Annotated in this window: 20 protein-coding genes; 15 read left to right on the top strand and 5 right to left on the bottom strand. The window is 40.3% G+C overall.

Annotated elements, in window-relative coordinates; genetic code table 11:
* Window positions 1-179 precede the first annotated feature (179 nt).
* Window positions 180-881 carry a hypothetical protein gene (locus tag ACVHUV_RS16220; RefSeq protein WP_462085290.1) on the bottom strand — a complete coding sequence of 234 codons (702 nt, stop codon included), beginning with the start codon at window positions 879-881 and terminating at the stop codon, window positions 180-182.
* 389 nt (window positions 882-1,270) lie between these two features.
* Window positions 1,271-1,873, bottom strand: coding sequence for a 30S ribosomal protein S4 (rpsD, locus tag ACVHUV_RS16215; protein ID WP_317942803.1), 603 nt, complete (start codon window positions 1,871-1,873; stop codon window positions 1,271-1,273).
* A 350-nt stretch (window positions 1,874-2,223) separates the two neighbouring features.
* Here rpsD and ACVHUV_RS16210 point away from each other — a divergent pair, with 350 nt between their 5' ends.
* Window positions 2,224-4,089, top strand: coding sequence for a sensor domain-containing diguanylate cyclase (locus ACVHUV_RS16210; protein WP_462085289.1), 1,866 nt, complete (start codon window positions 2,224-2,226; stop codon window positions 4,087-4,089).
* 94 nt (window positions 4,090-4,183) lie between these two features.
* Window positions 4,184-5,392 (top strand): methionine gamma-lyase, encoded by a 1,209-nt coding sequence (megL, locus tag ACVHUV_RS16205; protein WP_462085288.1) that lies wholly within the window; start codon window positions 4,184-4,186, stop codon window positions 5,390-5,392.
* 94 nt (window positions 5,393-5,486) lie between these two features.
* Here megL and msrC read toward each other — a convergent pair whose 3' ends face one another.
* The gene (gene msrC, locus ACVHUV_RS16200) at window positions 5,487-5,969 is read right to left on the bottom strand and encodes a free L-methionine (R)-S-oxide reductase MsrC (RefSeq protein WP_317942810.1); all 483 of its coding nucleotides are present in this window, start codon (window positions 5,967-5,969) and stop codon (window positions 5,487-5,489) included.
* 204 nt (window positions 5,970-6,173) lie between these two features.
* On the opposite strand from msrC, the gene ezrA reads away from it, so the two are divergent.
* The 11 genes from ezrA to ACVHUV_RS16145 all read left to right on the top strand — a co-directional run bounded on the left by ezrA (window position 6,174) and on the right by ACVHUV_RS16145 (window position 17,112).
* Window positions 6,174-7,865: a septation ring formation regulator EzrA gene (ezrA, locus tag ACVHUV_RS16195; RefSeq protein WP_462086927.1), complete on the top strand. Its 1,692-nt coding sequence runs from the start codon at window positions 6,174-6,176 to the stop codon at window positions 7,863-7,865.
* 143 nt (window positions 7,866-8,008) lie between these two features.
* A complete protein-coding gene (locus ACVHUV_RS16190) occupies window positions 8,009-9,139 on the top strand; it encodes a cysteine desulfurase family protein (RefSeq protein ID WP_462085287.1) in 1,131 nt (376 codons plus the stop codon).
* Between the two features lie 3 nt (window positions 9,140-9,142).
* Window positions 9,143-10,351 (top strand): tRNA uracil 4-sulfurtransferase ThiI, encoded by a 1,209-nt coding sequence (gene thiI / locus ACVHUV_RS16185; protein ID WP_462085286.1) that lies wholly within the window; start codon window positions 9,143-9,145, stop codon window positions 10,349-10,351.
* An 82-nt stretch (window positions 10,352-10,433) separates the two neighbouring features.
* On the top strand, window positions 10,434-10,643 hold the full coding sequence (locus ACVHUV_RS16180) for an alpha/beta-type small acid-soluble spore protein (RefSeq protein WP_462085285.1): 210 nt from the start codon (window positions 10,434-10,436) through the stop codon (window positions 10,641-10,643).
* 189 nt (window positions 10,644-10,832) lie between these two features.
* A complete protein-coding gene (gene mbcS, locus ACVHUV_RS16175; RefSeq protein ID WP_462085284.1) occupies window positions 10,833-12,416 on the top strand; it encodes an acyl-CoA synthetase MbcS in 1,584 nt (527 codons plus the stop codon).
* Window positions 12,417-12,516: 100 nt separating this feature from the next.
* Window positions 12,517-12,867 (top strand): hypothetical protein, encoded by a 351-nt coding sequence (locus ACVHUV_RS16170; protein WP_462085283.1) that lies wholly within the window; start codon window positions 12,517-12,519, stop codon window positions 12,865-12,867.
* Between the two features lie 71 nt (window positions 12,868-12,938).
* On the top strand, window positions 12,939-13,844 hold the full coding sequence (gene rarD / locus ACVHUV_RS16165; RefSeq protein ID WP_371389340.1) for an EamA family transporter RarD: 906 nt from the start codon (window positions 12,939-12,941) through the stop codon (window positions 13,842-13,844).
* A gap of 104 nt (window positions 13,845-13,948) precedes the next feature.
* A complete protein-coding gene (gene sppA / locus ACVHUV_RS16160; protein WP_462085282.1) occupies window positions 13,949-14,956 on the top strand; it encodes a signal peptide peptidase SppA in 1,008 nt (335 codons plus the stop codon).
* A gap of 12 nt (window positions 14,957-14,968) precedes the next feature.
* Window positions 14,969-15,553, top strand: a complete 585-nt coding sequence (locus ACVHUV_RS16155; RefSeq protein ID WP_462085281.1) for an RDD family protein — start codon at window positions 14,969-14,971, stop codon at window positions 15,551-15,553.
* 33 nt (window positions 15,554-15,586) lie between these two features.
* The gene (gene tpx, locus ACVHUV_RS16150; RefSeq protein ID WP_462085280.1) at window positions 15,587-16,093 is read left to right on the top strand and encodes a thiol peroxidase; all 507 of its coding nucleotides are present in this window, start codon (window positions 15,587-15,589) and stop codon (window positions 16,091-16,093) included.
* 101 nt (window positions 16,094-16,194) lie between these two features.
* A complete protein-coding gene (locus tag ACVHUV_RS16145) occupies window positions 16,195-17,112 on the top strand; it encodes a class I SAM-dependent methyltransferase (protein WP_462085279.1) in 918 nt (305 codons plus the stop codon).
* A 57-nt stretch (window positions 17,113-17,169) separates the two neighbouring features.
* Here the strand turns inward: ACVHUV_RS16145 and ACVHUV_RS16140 are convergent, their stop codons facing one another.
* The gene (locus ACVHUV_RS16140; protein WP_317942824.1) at window positions 17,170-17,622 is read right to left on the bottom strand and encodes a universal stress protein; all 453 of its coding nucleotides are present in this window, start codon (window positions 17,620-17,622) and stop codon (window positions 17,170-17,172) included.
* A 305-nt stretch (window positions 17,623-17,927) separates the two neighbouring features.
* Between ACVHUV_RS16140 and ald the strand changes: the two genes are divergently transcribed.
* Entirely contained in the window at window positions 17,928-19,043 is a 1,116-nt protein-coding gene (gene ald, locus ACVHUV_RS16135) for an alanine dehydrogenase (protein ID WP_462085278.1), read from the top strand.
* Window positions 19,044-19,278: 235 nt separating this feature from the next.
* Here ald and ACVHUV_RS16130 read toward each other — a convergent pair whose 3' ends face one another.
* Window positions 19,279-20,379 carry a M24 family metallopeptidase gene (locus tag ACVHUV_RS16130; RefSeq protein ID WP_462085277.1) on the bottom strand — a complete coding sequence of 367 codons (1,101 nt, stop codon included), beginning with the start codon at window positions 20,377-20,379 and terminating at the stop codon, window positions 19,279-19,281.
* Window positions 20,380-20,482: 103 nt separating this feature from the next.
* Here ACVHUV_RS16130 and ACVHUV_RS16125 point away from each other — a divergent pair, with 103 nt between their 5' ends.
* Window positions 20,483-21,163, top strand: a complete 681-nt coding sequence (locus tag ACVHUV_RS16125; RefSeq protein WP_462085276.1) for a metal-dependent hydrolase — start codon at window positions 20,483-20,485, stop codon at window positions 21,161-21,163.
* Window positions 21,164-21,195 lie beyond the last annotated feature (32 nt).

Genomic DNA, 21,195 nt, shown 5'->3' with positions numbered 1-21,195 from the left:
TCTAAATGCCCGCGGGATCGCAAAACTCTGCCTACCGCTCAAATAGAAGTATTCTAATTGCCTGGGGCATCGAAAACTAAATCACTAATTATGTTGCTAGTTTTATTCTATTAAAAAATAGTAGTTTAATAGATTTAGGTAAATGAAGGAATTCCCTTTTAGGCGATGAATGTCTACTATTAATCAATACAAGAAAGAATTGCACGCATCGTTCTTCCTTTAAATGCGTCTTCAACCGCCTCTCCAGTAGGATTGCAGTAGTACATACCTTGAATATCCGAATTGTATTCGTAGCCGATTAAGGATAAATTGTGTTGCAGTTGTTCTGGTAACTCTTTTAGTCCGGTTTGTTCAATATAATAGTCAGTTGGCAATACCCAAGCATCGATGTCGCCAATACCCGTATGTACGACATATAAATCGCTTGCTTGTTGCACAATCCACTGTCCTTTTGAGTACAGTGAGATCTGTGTTTTTTCAAGTGAATCAATTGCATCCAAATTGATACCGAAAATGTCGTTAATGAGTAGTCGGATCTCCTGGCCAGTAAGCTGATTTTGTAATTCTTTTAAGTAGTTGTCGATTAGTCGTGCATTAAATCCACACACATAGTCTATTCGTAAATCTCTCTTTTTAGGCAGTACATATTTTGAGTCGATTTGAATTCCGAAAACCTCTTTGACACATTGACAAATTTGTTTGCCATCAATTGGTAAATCAAAAGTGCTGACGTATATGTCCATAATATTCACCTTTGACATGTCGTCTATCTTGGTGATTGTCCCGATTGCCCCTTGCTGCTCATGCACTTCTAGTTCTAAAACTTTTGCGACCGCTTCTACAACGTTTTGCGGATATTTATTTGTCTCGCTCTCTTTCAACAGTACCCCTCCTGTATCTAGTAGGAAAAATAGTATATTGTGACCGTTTGTGTATTTTGAATTCAGTCACTACTAGAATTATACAGGAAACTAGTTATATTTTGGATATATTTACTAATAAAATATACTTTCTCCTGTGGTGAGAGTTGTTTTGTGATCGAGTAGCTCGGTCTTTAGTTAGCGCATTTCAAATTACGCCGAAGTTTATTATGACAAGGTTCAATAGCAATAGATGATGGCGAAAGACATTCACCTGAATAGCGATTCGCTCTATTAAGAAACACTTCACTATTGAAATCGTCTTGTGGAAATAAAACAAAAAAGCCTTTGAAACCCTAGTAATAAGGGATTCAAAGGCTTTTTCTTGTTCACTTTGCAAAGTGAATTTATTAACGAGAGTAGAACTCAACGATAAGAGCTTCGTTGATTTCAGCAGCTAGTTCGCTACGCTCAGGCATACGTACGAATGTGCCGACTTTTGTGTCTGCATTGAAAGTAACGTATTCAGGTACGTAGTTGTTCACTTCGATTGCTTCGTTAACAGCTGTAAGGTTTTGAGATTTTTCACGAAGAGAGATCTCTTGACCTGGTTTTACGCTGTAAGAAGGAATGTCAACGCGTTTTCCATCAACTAAGATGTGACCGTGGTTAACAAGTTGGCGAGCTGCACGACGTGTGCGAGCAAGACCCATACGGTATACTAGGTTGTCAAGGCGAGTTTCAAGAAGGATCATGAAGTTTTCACCGTGTTTACCTGGCATTTTACCAGCTTTGTTGAACACAGTTTTGAATTGACGTTCGTTTACACCGAACATGAAACGAAGTTTTTGTTTTTCTTGTAATTGGATTCCGTATTCGGAAAGTTTTTTACGTTGTGTAGGACCGTGTTGTCCTGGTGCGTAAGGGCGTTTTTCGATTTCTTTTCCTGTACCGCTTAGCGAAACGCCAAGACGACGGGAAAGTTTCCAAGATGGACCTGTATAACGAGCCATGAAAGACTCCTCCTCTGTATTGGTTTTATTTTGTTGTAAAATAAGAACCAGATGTATTCAATTCTTGCGCCATTCCATTATCTTGCACCTTCGCCTCAGCAGCCTCAAGGTTACGCGATGCACCTTTTTATAAAGGAATGAACTGGTCAACATGAATCATACAACTGCTGCAACTATTTTACACAAGCTTTATCATAACAATTCACATGTATGGAGTCAAGCACTAATCGTTTTAGGGCTAAAGAAGATAAATGAATAGTCCTATACAAAACACTGTTAAAAATAGGTTTTATGCATTAGAATAGTAAGAAAGATATTTAGTAGTGGAACGGGACAAATGGGGTGACAGGATGGATAATCAAGAATTACTAGTTTTTGAAATGAAATCGGCTATTTTTAATTTATTTTCCAAAAGGAATAGTAAACGCCCGTTGGAAGAAAACTTAACAAATTTCAAATTAATTTTCATGAATTTGTTTGATATAGAATTTGCGGATATATTGTTATACGACAATAACCGATATATACCGATTGTCAAGGAAGGCAAAACGCTAGAACGTTCTTGGAAAAGTGGCGAACCTCAAGTGAAAATTGAGCACCCGCTTTTGCTTGCATCGTTCATCTCTACTGTCGAGAGCAATGGATACGAATTTGCAGACGATTCCTTAATTATACGGGATGATCACCAATCTCCGCTTGGCGCCCTGCTTTTTAAAGCGTCAGAAAAATGGCATGATTTTGCGTCGACGCCCTATTTGAAGGACTTGAAAACTGTTTTTGGGACATATCTAGATCAAAGCATCTGGATGTATCAAATTACTGAAAAAGAGATGACGTATAGACGACTTTTTGAAATTGCTGAGTTATTCAACTCTACAATGGAAAGTGCTGTCATTTTGAATGGTATGATGGAAGCGATTCAGGACTCTTTCCCACTCTTTGATGTGCAACTTTTACTGTCGCAAGAACAAAAGGGGACAATGAAAACCTATCGATTGTTTGACTATCTAAACGAACGAGCATCCGCTGTCGATGCGTTTTTATCGGGAGATTTGACGATTGAGAATGTGAAGGATCAAAGTGTCAGTCTAGTGAATGCTCCGATTCGTGGTAGACAAGGGATCTATGGCGTTGTACAAATTTCAGCACCCAATGATGCAGAATTCACAGAGACAGAAAAAGGTTTTGTTCGGATGATTACGAACGCAGCAGGGACTGCCCTTGAAAACGCAAGTTTATATGAGCAATCGCATCGACTGGTCAATGATTTGCAATTGGTGAATGAAGCGTCTAGGAAATTAAATAGTAATTTGGATCTTGTAGAGATGATTGCCTATCTAAAAGGCCAATTTATTACTGCTTTTCAGCCAACTGAGATTGCGTTTGTCCTACGGGATGAGAGTGGAAATTGGAATATATCAGCTAGCAGTACGGATTTTTTTACAAAAGAAGTAGCGAAACAATACATTGAGATGGTAGTGCAACGGTTATCGAGTGGTGAAGAAGCAATATTTGATCCAAATGCGCCACAATCGTCTACAACAAATATTGTATTTAAATCACAAGTGGCACTTCCTATCATCGACCGTGATGAGATGATCGGCTTTGTCATCCTGCTGCATGAAGAGGAATACTTTTTCTCATTTGATAGTTTCAAATTAATGCGTTCGTTGATTAGCCATTCCTCGTTAGCCATTTCGAATATCTTATTGCGAGACCAATTGCAAGAATTAGTGAATAAAGATAATCTTACAAAGCTCTATACCCGAAGATATTTGGACAATGAAGTAGCGACTACCATTAATAATAAAGGAGAAGACTGTGTGTTTTTATTAATGGATGTCGATGATTTTAAACAAGTGAACGATACGTACGGCCATACGACCGGTGACGATGTCCTTCAACAGATTTCAACCTATATACTTACAGCGATAGATGGATTAGGAATCGCATGTCGGTGGGGTGGAGAGGAAATTGCCATCTTCCTTCCGTCGGCAAGTGTGCACGATGGAGTCCAATTTGCGCAAATGCTAGTGAGCTATATACCGACAGTCACAACTCCTCAAGTGACTGTATCGATTGGGATGTCCACCTGGTCAAGTAAAGAGGGAAAATCGTATAACGAACTGTTTCAATCGAGTGACAAAGCACTTTATTATGCCAAAAATAATGGAAAAAACCAATTTGTCATGGAAGGAGTGGCTTCAGCAAAGTAATGTTGCTGAAGTTGCTCTTTTTCTTTTAGAAGAAACAAGGTAAAATATAAACAGGAAATGTAAGTGCTTACAAAACGGGAGAGGTGGTCGTGAAATGAAAAGGAATAATCTTCATCAAGATACGATTGTCATTCATGAAGGGTATGAGGATGCGCAACATCATGGAAGTTTAGCTGTCCCATTATACCAAACTTCGACTTTTTCATTTGACAATGCATTACAAGGTGAACGAAGATTTGCAGGTGAAGAACCGGGAAACATTTACTCAAGACTTGGGAATCCAACGGTAAGTGTGCTAGAAGATAGAATGACTGCTTTAGAAAATGGCGAAGGCGCACTCGCATTTGGATCTGGCATGGCGGCTGTTAGCTCCATACTTGTACATTTAACAAAAGCGGGAGATCATATTCTTTGCTCTAGAGGAATCTACGGCTGCACGTTTGGTCTACTCGGTATCATGAAAGAAAAATATGGTATTACACATAACCTAATTGCAATGAATTCGGAGGAAGCGATTGAACAAGCCATTACACCAAAAACGGTTTGTATCTACGTGGAAACCCCTATTAACCCAACAATGGAGCTAGTAGATTTGCACGCAGTTGTGAAGGTTGCGAACAGGCATGGTTTACGTGTTGTCGTCGATAACACATTTACTTCGCCTTACTTGCAAAACCCACTAACCATCGGAGCAGATTTTGTATTGCACAGTGCCACGAAATATATAAACGGCCATGGGGATGTCATTGCTGGAATTCTGGTAGGGAAAGATCGGGAAGAAATGGAGAAAATCCGTTTGACGGTCCAAAAAGATTTTGGTGCAATCATGTCACCATTTGATGCATGGCTCTTACTGCGCGGGCTTAAGACATTGCCAATTCGGATGGAGAGGCACACGGCGAATGCAGAGAAACTGTTGGCCTATTTACAATCGCAAAAACTTGTAGAGTCCATTTATTATCCATATGATATGAATAACCCACAATTTTCAATCGCACAGCGTCAAATGCGTGCTGGTGGTGGTCTCATTTCATTTACAGTACAAGGTGGGAAACAAGGTGCACAAACGATCATGGATGCTTTAGAGTTAATTAAAATCGCAGTCAGCTTAGGAGATGCAGAGACACTCATTCAACACCCTGCAACGATGACCCATTCTGCAGTACCAGAACAGGAACGTTTAGAAATGGGGATTACAGATTCTTTGTTGCGTTTATCGGTAGGGTTAGAGCATGCAGATGATCTTATTGCAGACCTGGATGCTGCGTTCACTACGCTGCATCAGAAATTAGTCGCACATTAAACAGTAAGTGATTTACTTGCTGCATAAAAAAAGCGTGAGAGCATTGACGAATTTTGTCAACGCTCTCACGTTCTTTTTGACTATCCTTTAGCGCTTAAAGGAATTTAACTAACACGTCTGTAAACTTTTCCAATCCAACTCGGTCTTCCTCAGTAAATCGGTTGACTTCAGGACTATCAATATCAAGAACGCCAATTAACTGCCCTTCTTTCACAATCGGCACGACAATTTCTGACCTGGAGGCAGCGTCACAGGCAATATGGCCAGGGAACTGGTGGACATCCGCCACAATGATCGTTTCTTGCTTCAGTGCAGAAGTGCCACAAACGCCTTTCCCGAATGGAATGCGAATACATGCTGGCAGTCCTTGAAAGGGGCCAAGGACTAATTCTTTATTATGATCATTCAAATAGAATCCGACCCAATTGATGCGGTCGAAAAATTGATTGAGCAGCGCAGACGCATTGCTTAAGTTAGCATAACGATTAGTTTCTCCAGTTAGCAATGCATCAAGTTGAAAAGTCAGTTGTTCATATTTTTCTTTCGGATCAGCTGAATAGCTTGTCGAAGTGAACATGTTGCACCTCCAAAAATTAGTACGTTCATTATAAGGTGTGGACAAATATTCTACAAATTTCGAGCATGCTTTCTACAAAATATAACGTTTTCTCTATAAATCCGTCGTTTTCAGTATGAAAATACTTTAAACATGTTATTATATAAGATAATATTATTTTAACAGAGAATAGATTAGTGACTTCGGAATAGGGGGATCACAATGATGAAATATTTCATCATTCCAATTATTATAGTACTTATACTTGTAACCATCGCCTTTTTGTTTAGGCGTAAACATATTCGAGAAATTGGTAGATTAGAACACGAGAAGCTCCAAATTCAAAACAAGCCGATTTTTGAAGAGATGATGAAAGTTAAACAATTGAATATGACTGGAGAAACCGAGGAGAAATTTGAGCGGTGGCGCAATGAATGGACGGAAGTTATTGACGTCTTTATGCCTGAAATCGATTCTATGCTATTTGACGCAGAAGATATGATTGATCGTTTTAGATTCAAAAAAGCGACTGCTGCTGAGAAAGTTATTCAAGAAAAAATCCGTCACTGTGATAAACGTAAAAATGCTATCTTAGATGAATTAAATGAGCTGATTGGTAGCGAAGAGAAGAACCGAATTGAAATTGAAAAGTTACGGGAACAATACCGTTTGGCAAGAAAGACAGTTTTAGCTCACCAACATGCTTTTGGCATGACGGTCAAGCCGTTGGAGAAAGAATTAGAAGCATTTATGCCGAAGTTTGAAGAGTATGATGAATTGACTGCGAATGGAAATTACTTGCTTGCGCGTGAAATAGTCATTACACTCGCTGCAAAAGGTGATCAATTGTCTAAACTGATTCAAGAAATTCCTTCTTTATTAACGGATCTTCAAAACAAAATCCCTGCGTCTATTCGTGAATTGCGAAACGGAAGTAGGGAAATGGAAGAACAAGGGTATAATCTGCATCACCTTGAAATTACTAGGAAACTTCAGGAGATTGAAGTGTCAATTGAAGCACAGATGAACCGACTTGTAGAACTTGAAATTGACACTGTTCAACAACAAGTAACGGAAATGCTTGATATCATCGAGTCATGTTACGATGCTTTAGAAAACGAAGTGAACGCAAGACATTATGTGGAATTGAATTTCGATACGCTGGAAACGTCCCTTGAACAAATTACAAAGTTGACGAGAGAAACTTCAGATGAAGCAGCTTATGTCCAACAAAGTTATCGCTTGGATGAAAAAGAAGCGAAATTACCTGAAACTAGCAGTAAAAAACTCGAGTCTTTGCAAAAGAAATATGACACATTAAAAATACTCGTTGCAGAAGAGGAATCTGCTTACTCCGCTTTGCAACTGGAACTTGCACAAATTACCGAGGAGCTTGAACTCATTGCTATGGAACAGGAAAGTTTAGCAAGTCGTATGAAAAATCTTCGCATTGATGAAAACAATGTGCGGAAAAGACTTGAGACACTCACGAGGGAATTGCAAAGTGTTGATCGCAAGCTGCATCGAGGAAACATTCCTGGCATTCCGGATGATATGGATGCACGATTAGAAGAAGCTGAAGAGCAGTTGTATTTAGTCAGTCAAAGTTTGCAGGAAGTTCCGTTAAATATGGCGGTAGCAGAAAATTATCTTACAAACGCTGAACGTGTTGTCCATGAAGTGAAAGGAAAAGTGGAAGAGTTGTTAGAAAACGTCATGCTGATTGAAAGGATTATTCAATACGGTAATCGATACCGTGTGTCCAATCCTGAAATGAATGAACGTTTACTAATGGCAGAAGAATCGTTCCGACAATTCCGATATGCGAAAGCGTTGGAAGAAGCCGCGACTGCAGTAGAAGCGGTTGAACCAGGTGCAATGAAGCGAATTGAGGAAATGTTAAAAGAGCATGCATAACGAATGAATAGATATAGCCACCGGCATAATGAGTGCAGGTGGCTTTATCGTGTAAATTTACAAATTGTCAAGCAAATTCATTAATTTAAATGAAATAGAGTTACTCAAACACTGCACCAAGAGAAGTGGAAAGGAAAATACGAATGATTTATTTAGATAATAGCTCGACCACGCAACCGGATAATGCTGTACTGGAGTCTTTTATTGCTGCAAACTTGGAGTATTATGCGAATCCTGCTTCCTTACATAGAATGGGAAGAGAGACTGACGTGCTACTACGAAGAGCGAAAGAACAAATGTTGCAACTTGTCGATAATCGAGAAGGGGAAGTAGTGATTACTTCAGGTGGAACCGAATCTAATAATTTGGCGCTTATCGGATTTGCTATGGCTTATCGCTCCAGAGGAAATCATGTAATTACGACGAAGATTGAACATCCGTCTGTTTTACTCGCTTGTAAGAAATTGGAAACACTTGGCTTTGAAGTCGATTATTTATCGGTAGATGAGCAAGGTATCATTTCAATAGAAGAGTTAGATGAAAAACTTCGCAAAGATACAATTCTTGTCAGCATTATGCATGTCAACAATGAACTTGGCTCCATTCAGCCACTTGCTGCTTGTGCTGAACTCATTCATAAAAAGAGTAGAGCTGTTTTTCATTCTGATTGTGTGCAAAGTATAGGTAAACTGCCAGTTAACATGCAACATCTTGGGGTAGATGCAATTACCGTCTCCGCACATAAATTCAATGGGTTGAAAAATACGGGTGCGTTATTTTTGAAAAAAGGGATTAAACCTCAAGCCATCATGCATGGTGGTGGTCAAGAAAATGGTTTGAGGAGCGGGACAGTTTCGGTTCCGAATGCTGTCGCATTGGCGAAAGCGTTAAGGCTCAGTGTAGTTGAAAAAGAGAGAGCGGATTATCGAACGTGGCGGAATCGAGTGTTAGAAACATGCACGAAGTACGAAAATATTCAAGTGCTCTGTCCAGAGAATAGTGCACCGCATATCGTATCCTTGGCTTTCCGCGGTATTAAAGGTGAAGTTGCTGTAAACTATTTTCAAGAAAATGGATTAATTGTCTCTACATCTAGCGCATGTTCTTCGAAAAATGGTCAAGCTGGTCATGTAATTGAAGCGATTGGTCTACACAACCGCTTTAAAAACGGGGTAGTGCGAATCAGTTTTGGGAACACTACGACTGATGAGCATATCGAACAATTAGTTAGTGTCATTGAGCGCTTTATTGACGTTATTGAGAAAGGGATGTAATAAATGGATTGGAACGAAATATTAATACGTTATGGTGAGATTTCATTAAAAGGAAGGAACCGTAATCAATTTGTCCGGAAGTTGAGATCCAATATAAAAAATGCATTACGAGATATAGGCTCAATCCAAATTCGAGCTGAACGTGATCGAATGTTTTTGCAAACGGAAAAGCAAGAAGAAATGAAAGAAGTAATCGAGCGTCTTCCGTCTATCTTTGGTATTCAATCTTTCAGTCCAGTTGCCCAATGTGAAGCTACCTTAGAAAGTATTAAGCAAAAAGCAATTGAAGTTATCGGGTCTGGTGAAACTGTAGGATGTACGTTTAAAGTGGAAATAAAACGCGCAGACAAAAGTTTTCCTTATGTAACAAGTGAATTGCAACAAGAAATCGGCGGACATGTCCTTCGCCATTTTCCTGAGTTGGTCGTTCAAATGAAAAAGCCCGATATTCTTTTACTTGTTGACATCCGTGAGGAAGGCGCATTTCTGACAGCTAAAGTATATAAAGGTGCTGGTGGTATGCCTGTAGGTTCGAATGGTCATTCATTGCTCATGTTATCAGGTGGAATTGACAGCCCGGTTGCAGGCTATTTAATGATGAAGCGTGGCGTATCGATTGATGCCATCCATTTTGCGAGTCCGCCGTACACAAGTGAGTTAGCGCAGCGAAAAGTGATGGATCTCGCCGAAAAATTATGTTCTTTTGGTGCATCCGTGAGGTTACATGTCATTCCTTTTACTGAATTGCAGCAAGCTGTTGTCCAACAAGTTCCAGACAACTTATCAATGACGACAACTCGACGTATGATGATGCAAGTCGCAGATCGTGTGCGAGCAGAGATTGGTGCAATGGCCATTATTACGGGGGAGAGTCTTGGACAAGTTGCGAGCCAAACATTAGAAAGCTTGACAGCAATAAATGAAGTAACGTCAACACCGATTCTACGACCGTTAATCGCAATGGATAAGCTCGAAATCATTGACATCGCTCAACGAATTGATACGTATGATATTTCGATTAGACCTTATGAGGACTGCTGTACGATTTTTACACCTTCTAACCCTAAAACGAAACCGAAAATTGAGAAGGTCAATCGTTTTGAGAGCTACTTTGACTTTGAGCCGCTTATTCAACAAGCTGTAAATGAACGTACAGTAATTGAAGCAGCCGAGTTGCGCGTAAAAGAAGAAGGATTTATGAACTTGTTGTAAGTTGGTAACAATTACCGTTTAAACCTCCTGTATGATTTTTCGGATACAGTCCATTCTATAGTCACAAGGAGGTGACAACGACATGGCTAACAACAACAACAACAGCTCAAACCAACTCCTCGTTCCAGGAGTACAACAAGCTCTTGACCAAATGAAGTACGAAATCGCACAGGAATTTGGTGTACAACTTGGACCTGATGCATCATCGCGTGCCAACGGATCCGTCGGCGGAGAAATCACTAAGCGATTAGTGCGTCAAGCTCAACAACAAATGAACGGTTACCAAAAATAACAAAAATGTAAAGAGGAGCTGTCCCGAATTTATTCGGGGCAGTTTTTCTGTTTAAGCGACATAAATTCTTTCTAGTATGTCCAACAATCATGTCACTTATACTACTATTACGTTAGAAAAATGAATATGTTTTGAAATTTCCGCTTTAGCTTTGTATAATGAATGAAAAGTTGAAAAGGGGCGATCGTTTTGAAGCGTGAACAACTACTTGCACCAGCTAACTATAATTTAGTATCGGAATTTGAACAGTACAAAGATACAAAGAAAAATGCATTAATTTATGTGGATGAAAAGGAGCAAGAAAGAACGATTACATACGAGGAATTGTTAGCTTCTGCAAACAAAGTGGCAAATGTTCTAACGGATAGCGGCTTGCAAAAAGGGGATGTCATACTCATCATGGTCCCACGCCTCCTTGAAGCCTACAGCACATATATCGGTGCCATTAAAGCGGGGATTGTTGTCATTCCGAGTTCTGAGATGCTTCGCGCTTCAGATATTGAATATCGACTAGCGCACAGTGGTGCAAAAGCGATTGTGGCATATGAGTCATATATGGAACAGCTGGAGGCAGTGGATTCAATTGAAGATGTTCAATTGTTTGTCATCGGTCAAGCAAAAGCTGGCCAACAATCACTAACGCAGTTAATGGAAACGGCTTCGGCCGACTTCAATGCCGTTGAAACAAAAAGTTCCGATATGGCGTTTTTATCGTACACATCCGGAACAACGGGTAAGCCGAAAGGTGTAGTCCATACACATGCATGGGCGTATGCACATTTGCGGACTGCTGCACCAAACTGGCTCGGCATTCAAAGTGATGATATTGTCTGGGCGACAGCAGCACCGGGGTGGCAAAAATGGATTTGGTCCCCTTTCCTATCTGTGCTCGGCAGTGGAGCGACAGGACTTGTCTATAATGGAAAGTTTAATGTGCAGACATATTTGCAGTTGATAAAGAAGTATGCAGTTAATGTGTTATGTTGCACACCGACTGAATATCGATTCATGGCAAAAGCTGAAGACCTTCAGAATTATGATCTTTCTTCCATTAGAAGTGCGGTATCGGCAGGAGAGCCGCTAAATCGTGAAGTCATTGATATCTTTGAGAAAACATTTAACTTCAGCGTCCGCGATGGATATGGGCAAACTGAAAATACGTTGCTCGTCGGTACAATGCTTGGTATGGAAGCAAGACCAGGGTCCATGGGGAAACCGACACCAGGAAACAAAGTTGATATTGTGGATGATGAAGGAACTCCAGTCCGACCTGGTGAAGTGGGTGACATTGCAGTACACGTTTCTACACCCGCTTTGTTTAAAGAATATTTACATGATCCTGAGCGGACGAAGATGCAATTTAGAGGAGAGTATTATATAACGGGCGATCGAGCGAAATTGGATGAAGATGGCTACTTCTGGTTTGAGGGACGTGGTGATGATATCATCATTAGTTCAGGTTACACAATTGGACCGTTTGAAGTGGAAGATGCGTTAACTAAACATCCAGCGATACGCGAATGTGCAGTTGTCGGAAGCCCTGATGAAGTGCGAGGGACTATCGTTAAAGCGTTCGTTGTGTTGCGTGATCCATCAATTCAGCAAGACGATCACCTCATTAAAGAGTTACAAGAACATGTGAAACAATTGACCGCACCTTATAAGTATCCGCGAAAAATTGAGTTTGTAGAAGAGTTACCGAAGACTGCGTCTGGAAAGATTATGCGTGTTGAACTTCGCAAACTTGAACAAGCGAAAGAAACGGCAAAATAGTTCTGTTTGAAGTAAATTAAAGAGAAGCGAAGTTGATTCCAATCACTTTCGCTTTTCTTTTTTTGTTAGAGGCAAGAGAATCAAACAGAGTAAAATAAGTGTGGTAAAGAGTTTGCTGTTTGGTAAAGGGATTCGCATCGAAGTTGTAATGAATGAAAAGATAAGTTCTCTTTCTATACTCATTCTCGCGACAATTTTTGGTGGAAGATGCTTTGTATCGCGCATTATGGGGTTTGACAAATTGACGGTTTTGTTGGGTGGCGGTTATGCGGTGTTTGGTAGCGGTTATGCTGCGTTTGGTGCGGATATGCGGCGTTTGACGCGAATATGCTGGGTTTGGAACGAATATGCCGCGTTTCACTCAAATATGCCGCGTTTGGAGGAAATATGCTTTGTTCAAGAGGATCGTGGTGTTCACCTAGAATACATAGGTATGTGGAAAACCTCTTAGAACTCCTTTACGGAATGAAATGGAAGGTCTATAATTGGACTATTCTTTTTTGGTGTAAAGGGGGTTTTTTGATGCAGACGGATAAAGGTGGAGTTTTGTTTGTCGTGGGTTCTTTTTTATTGTGGGGATTCATGCCGATTTATTGGAAACATCTGGAGCACGTTGCGAGCGAAGAAATATTGTCAGGTAGAGTTGTTTGGGCATTCGTTTCCACTTTTCTTGCGGTCTTGTTGATGAAGAATGGTAAGCAATTGTGGTCGGATGTGAAAGAGTTATGGTCGAAGCAAAAGCAATTTTGGAGTTTATTTTTGGCAGCTGTTTTAGTGACAGGCAATTGGTTCATTTACATATGGGCAGTTAATCATGATTTTATTGTCCAAACAAGTCTAGGATATTACATAAACCCTCTCGTTTCGGTATTGCTCGGTCTGTTTTTCTTGAAAGAAAAATTATCTACTGCCCAAATGATTGCATTTTTGTTAGCCGTTATCGGTGTCGTGCTTTTGACGATTTCTTATGGATCAATTCCTTGGATCGCTTTAAGTTTAGCGTTAACTTTTGCGTTTTATGGTTTCATTAAGAAAAACATTCAGTTGGATGCGTTGAGAGGTTTAGCGATTGAGACGGCTTTCATTGTGCCGGTTGCTGCTGGCTATTATTTCTTCATTTTTGCAAAAGGGCAAGTTGCTTTTTTGCATGGCGATTTTAAGACGGATCTGTTACTTATCGGTACAGGAATTGCAACTGCACTACCACTTCTTCTGTATGCGAAAGGGATTCAAAAAATCCCGTTATACATGGCGGGTTTCATTCAATACATTGCACCGACTATGATGTTGTTTATTGGTGTGGTAATTTATAACGAGTCGTTTGGGAAAATGGAATTGTTATCTTTCTCAATCATTTGGGCAGGCTTGATTTTGTTTACTGTTTCCAAAGTGTATGAATCGGTTGTTACGAAAAGAAGTGTGCAATAACCGTTGTTTCCAGTAAAAAAGCATGGTTTCTTTTTAGAAATAATGAAACATTTTATCTTGTTAATTCGTATACAGTGTTGCAAAGAGAGAAGGAGGTATACAAAATGGCAATGAAACGATGGATCGCAATCATCGTAGCAACCGTGCTTATCTTTATATCGATAGGCATTAATTCACTTTCGTACATATTTACGAGAGATTTTAATTTGATATTTGAAGAAATGACAGCAAGTGGTGTAGGGTACAATGAAGTTGTTGTTGAACCGGGTACAGGCATGGATCGTATTGCTGTCTTGTCGTTGGACGGTGTCATCCAAGATGTCCAAGCAAGTCCGTTTTTAGGAACAGTCGGGTATAATCACCAAGCCTTTATGTCACAATTACAAGATGTTTTGGTCGATCCAACTGTCAAAGGTGTTGTATTAGCTGTAAATACACCAGGTGGTGGTGTGCTGGAGTCTGCTGACATTTATGATGCCATTCGAGCAATTCAACTGGAAAAGGAAATCCCGATTTACGTATCAATGGGAGGGATGGCAGCGTCAGGCGGTTATTACATTGCAGCACCTGCGGAAAAGATTTTCGTTCATCCTGAAACCATCACAGGTTCAATTGGCGTAATCATGGAAAGTGTCAATTTTTCCAAACTGGCTGAAGAAATCGGTATTGATTTTAACACAATTAAGTCAGGACCTTATAAAGACATGATGAGCGGCTCTCGTGAAATGACGAAAGAAGAACGAGCAATGCTCCAAGAAATGATTGATGACTCATATAATCGATTTGTCGATATCGTAGCGGAAGGCAGACAAATGTCTGTCGAAGAAGTGAAAAAGGTTGCAGATGGCCGGATTATGAACGGCAGGCAAGCAATTGAAGCCGGTTTGGCTGATGAGTTTGGTAAAGCCGGAGATGTCATTGATGCATTGAAAGCAGATTATGAACTGGAAAATGCAACGGTGTTTGAATATGCCACACTCGACAATTTCAGTTCGCTATTTAGTATGAAAGTGCAAAGTCTTTTCGGTAGAAATGTTGAAGCGGAGCTCATCGGAAAAATCCTAACAGATTATCAAGCGCCGCGAATGATGTATTTATACGGTGAAAGATAAGGGGGGATCGCATTGGCAGATTCATTTGAAGAGAATCATGAACGGATGAATGTGGAAGCAGCTAGCCATTCCCCTGTGTATGAAATTGTTCAAACGGAACGCTTTCGGAAACAATATGCAGGTTTTTGGACGCGCTTTTGGGCATATGTCATTGATTTGCTCATTGTGTCGGCTATTAGTGGGATAATCATTAAGCCCATTTTTAGAGTTGTTGATGCAACAATTTCAAATCCACCATTTTTGTTATTTAGCCCATATAAAATCATTGTGCTCGTTTTGTTCCTTGCTTATTTTACAGTAATGACGAAAATATTCAGTCAAACAATTGGAAAGATGATCATTGGCATTAAAGTAGTTCGAAAAGATGGTGAGAAGTTGACGTGGGGTACGGTTTTATTTAGAGAAGGAATCGGACGGTTTATCTCTAAGTTGCTTTTGCTCCCTTATTTGCTTGTCATCTTCATGCCGAAAAAAGAAGCACTGCATGATCTGTTCGCTGATACAATTGTCATTCACGAGCAATCCTATGAAAAAGAAGTGATTGAAGTGAGACAATTACGTGAGGGTGAACAGTTGCAAGGCGGAACGATTGTCTAGTAAAATGAACAGAAATGAAAAGGAGGCGTCGTAATGGCAAATGTTACATTCAACCAGGAGCCTGTTACATTGCTAGGCACAGCGTTAAAAGCAGGGGACAAAGCTCCTGATTTTACTGTGCTAACAACGAATATGAAACCTGCTACGTTAAACGATTCAAAAGGGAAAGTGCGCTTAATCAGTGTTGTACCTTCCATTGATACAGGAGTTTGTTCTCAACAAACACGCACTTTTAGTGAACAAGCGACTTCACTTGGTGAGGACGTAGAAGTCTTAACTATTTCTGTAGACCTTCCTTTTGCGCAAGCGAGATGGGGAGCGACAGAATGCATTAAGAATGTGCAAACTTTATCTGATCATAGAGATTTGTCTTTCGGAGAAGCTTATGGAGTAGTGATGAAAGAATTACGCCTATTAGCTCGGTCGATTTTTGTCATTGATAAAGATGACACGATTGCGTATGTCGAGTATGTAAGTGAAGTTACCAATCACCCGGACTACGACAAAGCATTAGAAGCGGTAAGAAATCTAATAGCATAATATGCTGTCAGTAGCCCACTCGGAAAACGGGTGGGCTTTTCTAACCTTGCTAAGAATTGAAGGTGCAGGGAAAAAATGTTGAGTAAGGTAGAGGAGTAACCATGTCGACAAACACAGAACAAATTTTCACATTTATTGATGCATATGCTGCAAACGATCAAGATGGAATCTATTTAGAGGCTGTCATTCAAGCTTGTAATGAATGGTTGTCCGGCGAAGCAAAGCCGGATATTTCGGAAAGTGTAACAAAAGAAGATATTCGAAGAGGTATCCAACTTGCTGTCTTAAAAGGTATGAAACAGCAAGTGCAACCGAATCATCAAATGACACCGGATGCAATTGGGATGCTTATTGGCCATCTGGCTACAAAACTTATGCAAGCAAAAGATGAAGTGCAAGTTTTGGATCCTGCAGCTGGGACAGGGAATCTCTTATTCACTGTCATGAACGCGTTTGGACAAAAGGCATCTGCTTCATCTGTTGAGATTGATGACTTGCTTGTCCGATTAGCTGCCGTTTCTGCAGATTTGATTGAACAACCTGTACAGTTCTTCGTACAAGATGCATTACGCCCATTATTGATCGATCCAGTGGACCTTGTCATTTGCGACTTGCCGGTAGGCTATTATCCAGACGATGACAACGGATTGAACTTTGAAATGATGCCGGCTGAAGGTCATGCCTATGCACATCATCTTTTTATCGAACAATCAATGAAACACTTAAAAGAAGGCGGTTATGGGATTTTTCTTGCACCTGCAACACTATTTGAATCAGACCAAGCATCAATCTTCCATCAATATGTGAAGAAAAATGTACGGATCCGTGCAGTCCTACAGTTGCCAGAGTCGTTGTTTAAAAATCGTGCTCATGAGAAGAGTATTCTTATTCTACAAAAGCCAACCGAAAATATGAAAGTGACACCTGATGTATTGCTTTCAAAAGTACCAAATATGTCTAACAAGCAAGCTATGTCGTCTTTCTTACAAAAAGTTGATGAATGGGCAAATGACATGTAAAGATGTATGAAAAAAGGCAACCCCAGCATTCTGGAGTTGCCTTTTATAATTGATGAATTATACTTCATCTTCAGGAGTACGAACGACTAATACATCGCAAGTTGCTGATCGTACAATATTTTCAGATACACTGCCGATGAGGAAGCGTTCAACAGTATTTAAACCAGTAGCTCCACAAATAATAAGATCCGCTACAAGTCTTTTGGAGAGGTCACGAGAAATCATTGTTTTCGGGGAACCATATTCAACGAGAATATTCACTTTCTCTAAACCTGTTGCTTCTGCTTCTTGCTTATATTCTGTCAGTAACTCTTCCGCATATTTGTGCGCGCGTTCTGCAATTGATCGATCATAAGCTTCGACAGCAGCGTATGAGCGTGTATCAATGATGTTGACAAGATTCAACACTGCATTGTTTCGCTTAGCAATTCCTACTGCTTTTTTAAATGCCCATTTGGATTCTTTAGACCCGTCGACGGCTACAATAATTTGTTCATATTTTAATACCAAGATTACCACTCCATTTCAGTGAGATTGGTCTTTCTATATACTATCTTCTAGTTAATGTTCAAATCTCCTGCTATCAAATAAAAAACCTTCAAAAAAACTTATTGAATTTGACGAAAATGTTACAACGCCACGGAAATTGTCGAGTGAGTAAGTAGAAAATTTCAATATAGTAAAAATTAAAGTTACATAATGTAAATAATTGAAGCAAATCTCTCATATATCTGATAGAATTGGACTGTACGTTGGTCAAATCGAATACTATTCGAAGCAATCAACCAATTTTCATTTATTTAGGAGGATCAGTTATGCGTATTGGGGTTCCAAAAGAAGTGAAGAATAATGAAAATCGAGTGGCGATGACACCAGCAGGTGCTTTTAACTTGAAGTCAGCTGGTCATGAAGTCCTTATCGAAACAGGCGCAGGATTAGGGTCAAGTTTCACAGATGAGGATTATGTTGCAGCAGGTGCGAAAATTGTCGGAACAGCGAAAGAAGCATGGGATGCCGACATGGTCATGAAAGTGAAAGAACCACTTGCGTCTGAGTTTGGATACTTCAGAGAAGGGCTAATTCTTTTCACATACTTACATCTAGCGCCAGAGTTGGAATTGACAAAAGCGATGCTTGATAACAAAGTTGTGGGAATTGCTTATGAAACTGTCCAAGTGAACAACACACTTCCATTGTTAGCTCCAATGAGTGAAGTTGCTGGCCGTATGGCAACACAAATTGGTGCACAGTACCTTGAGAAAATCCATGGTGGTAAAGGAATTCTTCTTTCAGGCGTTCCAGGGGTATCTCGTGGGAAAGTTACAATTATCGGTGGCGGACAAGCAGGAACAAATGCTGCGAAGATTGCGATTGGTATGGGAGCAAAAGTAACTGTGCTTGATCTTTCGGTTGATCGTCTTCGTCAGTTGGATGAAATGTTTGGAAACGATGTGCAGACGCTCGTTTCAAATCCATTCAACATTGCTGAGTCGGTAAAAGAATCGGATCTTGTCATCGGATGTGTATTGATTCCAGGTGCAAAAGCGCCGAAACTGGTCTCTGAAGAAATGGTGAAATCCATGAAGCCAGGTTCTGTTCTTGTCGATATTGCAATTGACCAAGGCGGAATTTTTGAAACGTCTGATCGAATTACAACACATGACAATCCTACTTATGAAAAACACGGCGTAGTTCATTACGCAGTTGCGAATATGCCAGGAGCTGTTCCACGTACGTCGACAATGGCATTGACGAATGTAACCGTACCTTACGCTTTACAGATTGCAAACAAAGGCTACAAGCAAGCTTGCTTGGACAACCTAGCTTTGCAAAAAGGTCTGAATACCCTTGAAGGCCATGTAACGTATCAAGCGGTTGCTGATGCACAAGGGCTCGAATACGTTGCAGCAGAAACACTTTTGAATAAATAATAATAACGCTGTCCGTCAATAGCGGACAGCGTTTCAGACTGTAGACATACACCTTGAATTTTGGTGTTGGCCTACAGTCTTTTTTAAAAAAATAGAGATAAGTTTAACAGTGTTGAAATCCGCCAGAAACGGAAATTAACGCTATATTAGTCCACTAACCGATAAAGTTTACCTGTTTAAGCAAAAGGGTTGGAAATCTACGATTTCCAACCCTTTTGTCGATAATTCGGTTTTATTATTTTGCTTCGATGATTTTTAACTCTTTCGGGAATTTCGTTAGTACTTCTACTCCATTAGCCGTCACGACAACATCGTCTTCGATTCGGACACCAGTGATGTCGGGGTTGTAAATACCTGGCTCGATTGTGAAGACCATTCCTTCGACTAATTCCATCTCATTCGTTCCCGTAATGGACGGGAATTCATGCACGGAAATGCCTAAACCGTGGCCGAGGCGATGAGTGAAGTATTCACCGTAGCCTGCTTCCGTAATGACGTCTCTAGCAGCCTTGTCCAATTCTTTCGCTTTTACTCCTGGACGGACAAGGTCGATCGCTGTCTGTTCTGCTTTTTTGACAGTTTCATAAATCTCACGTTGTTTTTCTGAAGGCTCGCCAAATGCGACCGTTCGTGTAATGTCGGAGCAATATCCTTCATAAACGACACCAAGGTCAAATAAAACGAAATCGCCTTTTTGAATTTTTCGATCACCTGGTGTTCCGTGTGGAGAGGCTGTTTTAGGGCCAGATAACACCATCGTATCAAATGCCATTTTTTCGGCGCCTTTTTTCTTCATTTCAAATTCAATTGCCATTAATATCTCAAGTTCAGTCTTGCCTTCTGCAATTTCTTTACAGCCAACTTCAATTGCATAATCCGCTAATTCCGCAGCCTTCCGTAGTTTGTTTAGCTCATCTTCGCTTTTAATATTCCGCATATTGTTTAATTGTTCATCTAAACGAGGGAACTGGGCACTTTGGAAAATTTGCTCCATACGTTCCAGTCTTTCAACGGTTAAATGTGATTTTTCAATCGCGATTTTTTCCAACTCTACCCCTCTTTTGGCAACTGCAGAAGATAGAATATCCCAAGCGTCATCTGTGTCAGCATGACCGACAGCTTCAAAAGCCCAACCAGATGCTTTAACATCAGGCACTTCCATAAGCGGGCAGATTAAGAAAGGTTCAGCTTCCTTGAAAATCATTACGCCTAATAACCGTTCATGTGGTTCGCTGGCGAAACCTGACACGTAGAACACGTTGTCCGGTGTAGTAATAAATGCAGCATCCACATCGTTTTTTTGTAAGTATTCTTGAATCGCTTTAACTTTGGTCACAAATATCCCTCCTAAATTGGGTATTGTTATCATATCAAAAAAAAGGGTATTGTGGTTGCGTGAAGAACTAGATACTAGAGAAAACATATGGAGGGATTTTCACATGAAAGTATCGTACCACGGACATTCGATTGTCAAAATTAAAACAGGTGGGAAGACAATTTTAATTGATCCGTTCATTACTGGCAATGAGTTGACGGATTTGCAAGCTGCTGACCAATCACCGGATGTTATTTTACTAACACATGGTCACAATGACCATGTAGGTGATACGATCGACATTGCAAAACGGTGCAATCCACTAATCATCGCCCCGAATGAACTAGCGGTTTATCTTGGTTGGCAAGGATTGAATACGCATGGCATGAATATTGGTGGTGCTTGTGAGTTTGAGTTTGGAACTGTCCGTTATACACAAGCATTTCATAGTTCGTCTTATACGACGGAAGCGAATGAAATCATCTATACAGGTATGCCGGCTGGAATCATTTTTCAAGCTGAAGGGAAAACAATCTATCATGCAGGGGATACCTCATTATTCGGGGACATGGCACTGATCGGCAAAAGGAATGAGATCGATGTTGCCTTTCTTCCAATCGGAGACAATTTTACAATGGGACCAGAAGATGCAGCAATGGCTGTAGAATTACTTCAACCGAAACTTGTTGTTCCGGTCCATTATGATACGTTCCCACCTATTAAGCAAGATCCCGAGGACTTCAAAAAACTTGTCACTGCCCATGAAGTGAAAATCATGAAAGCAGGCGACGTATTAGAAATGTAAGTGCAGAAACCGAGTCCCTCCAAGTCGTGAGG

The sequence above is a fragment of the Sporosarcina saromensis genome, from assembly GCF_054901285.1.
Note: the sequence above shows the minus strand (reverse complement) of the source record. Positions and strands in the feature narration are given on the sequence as shown.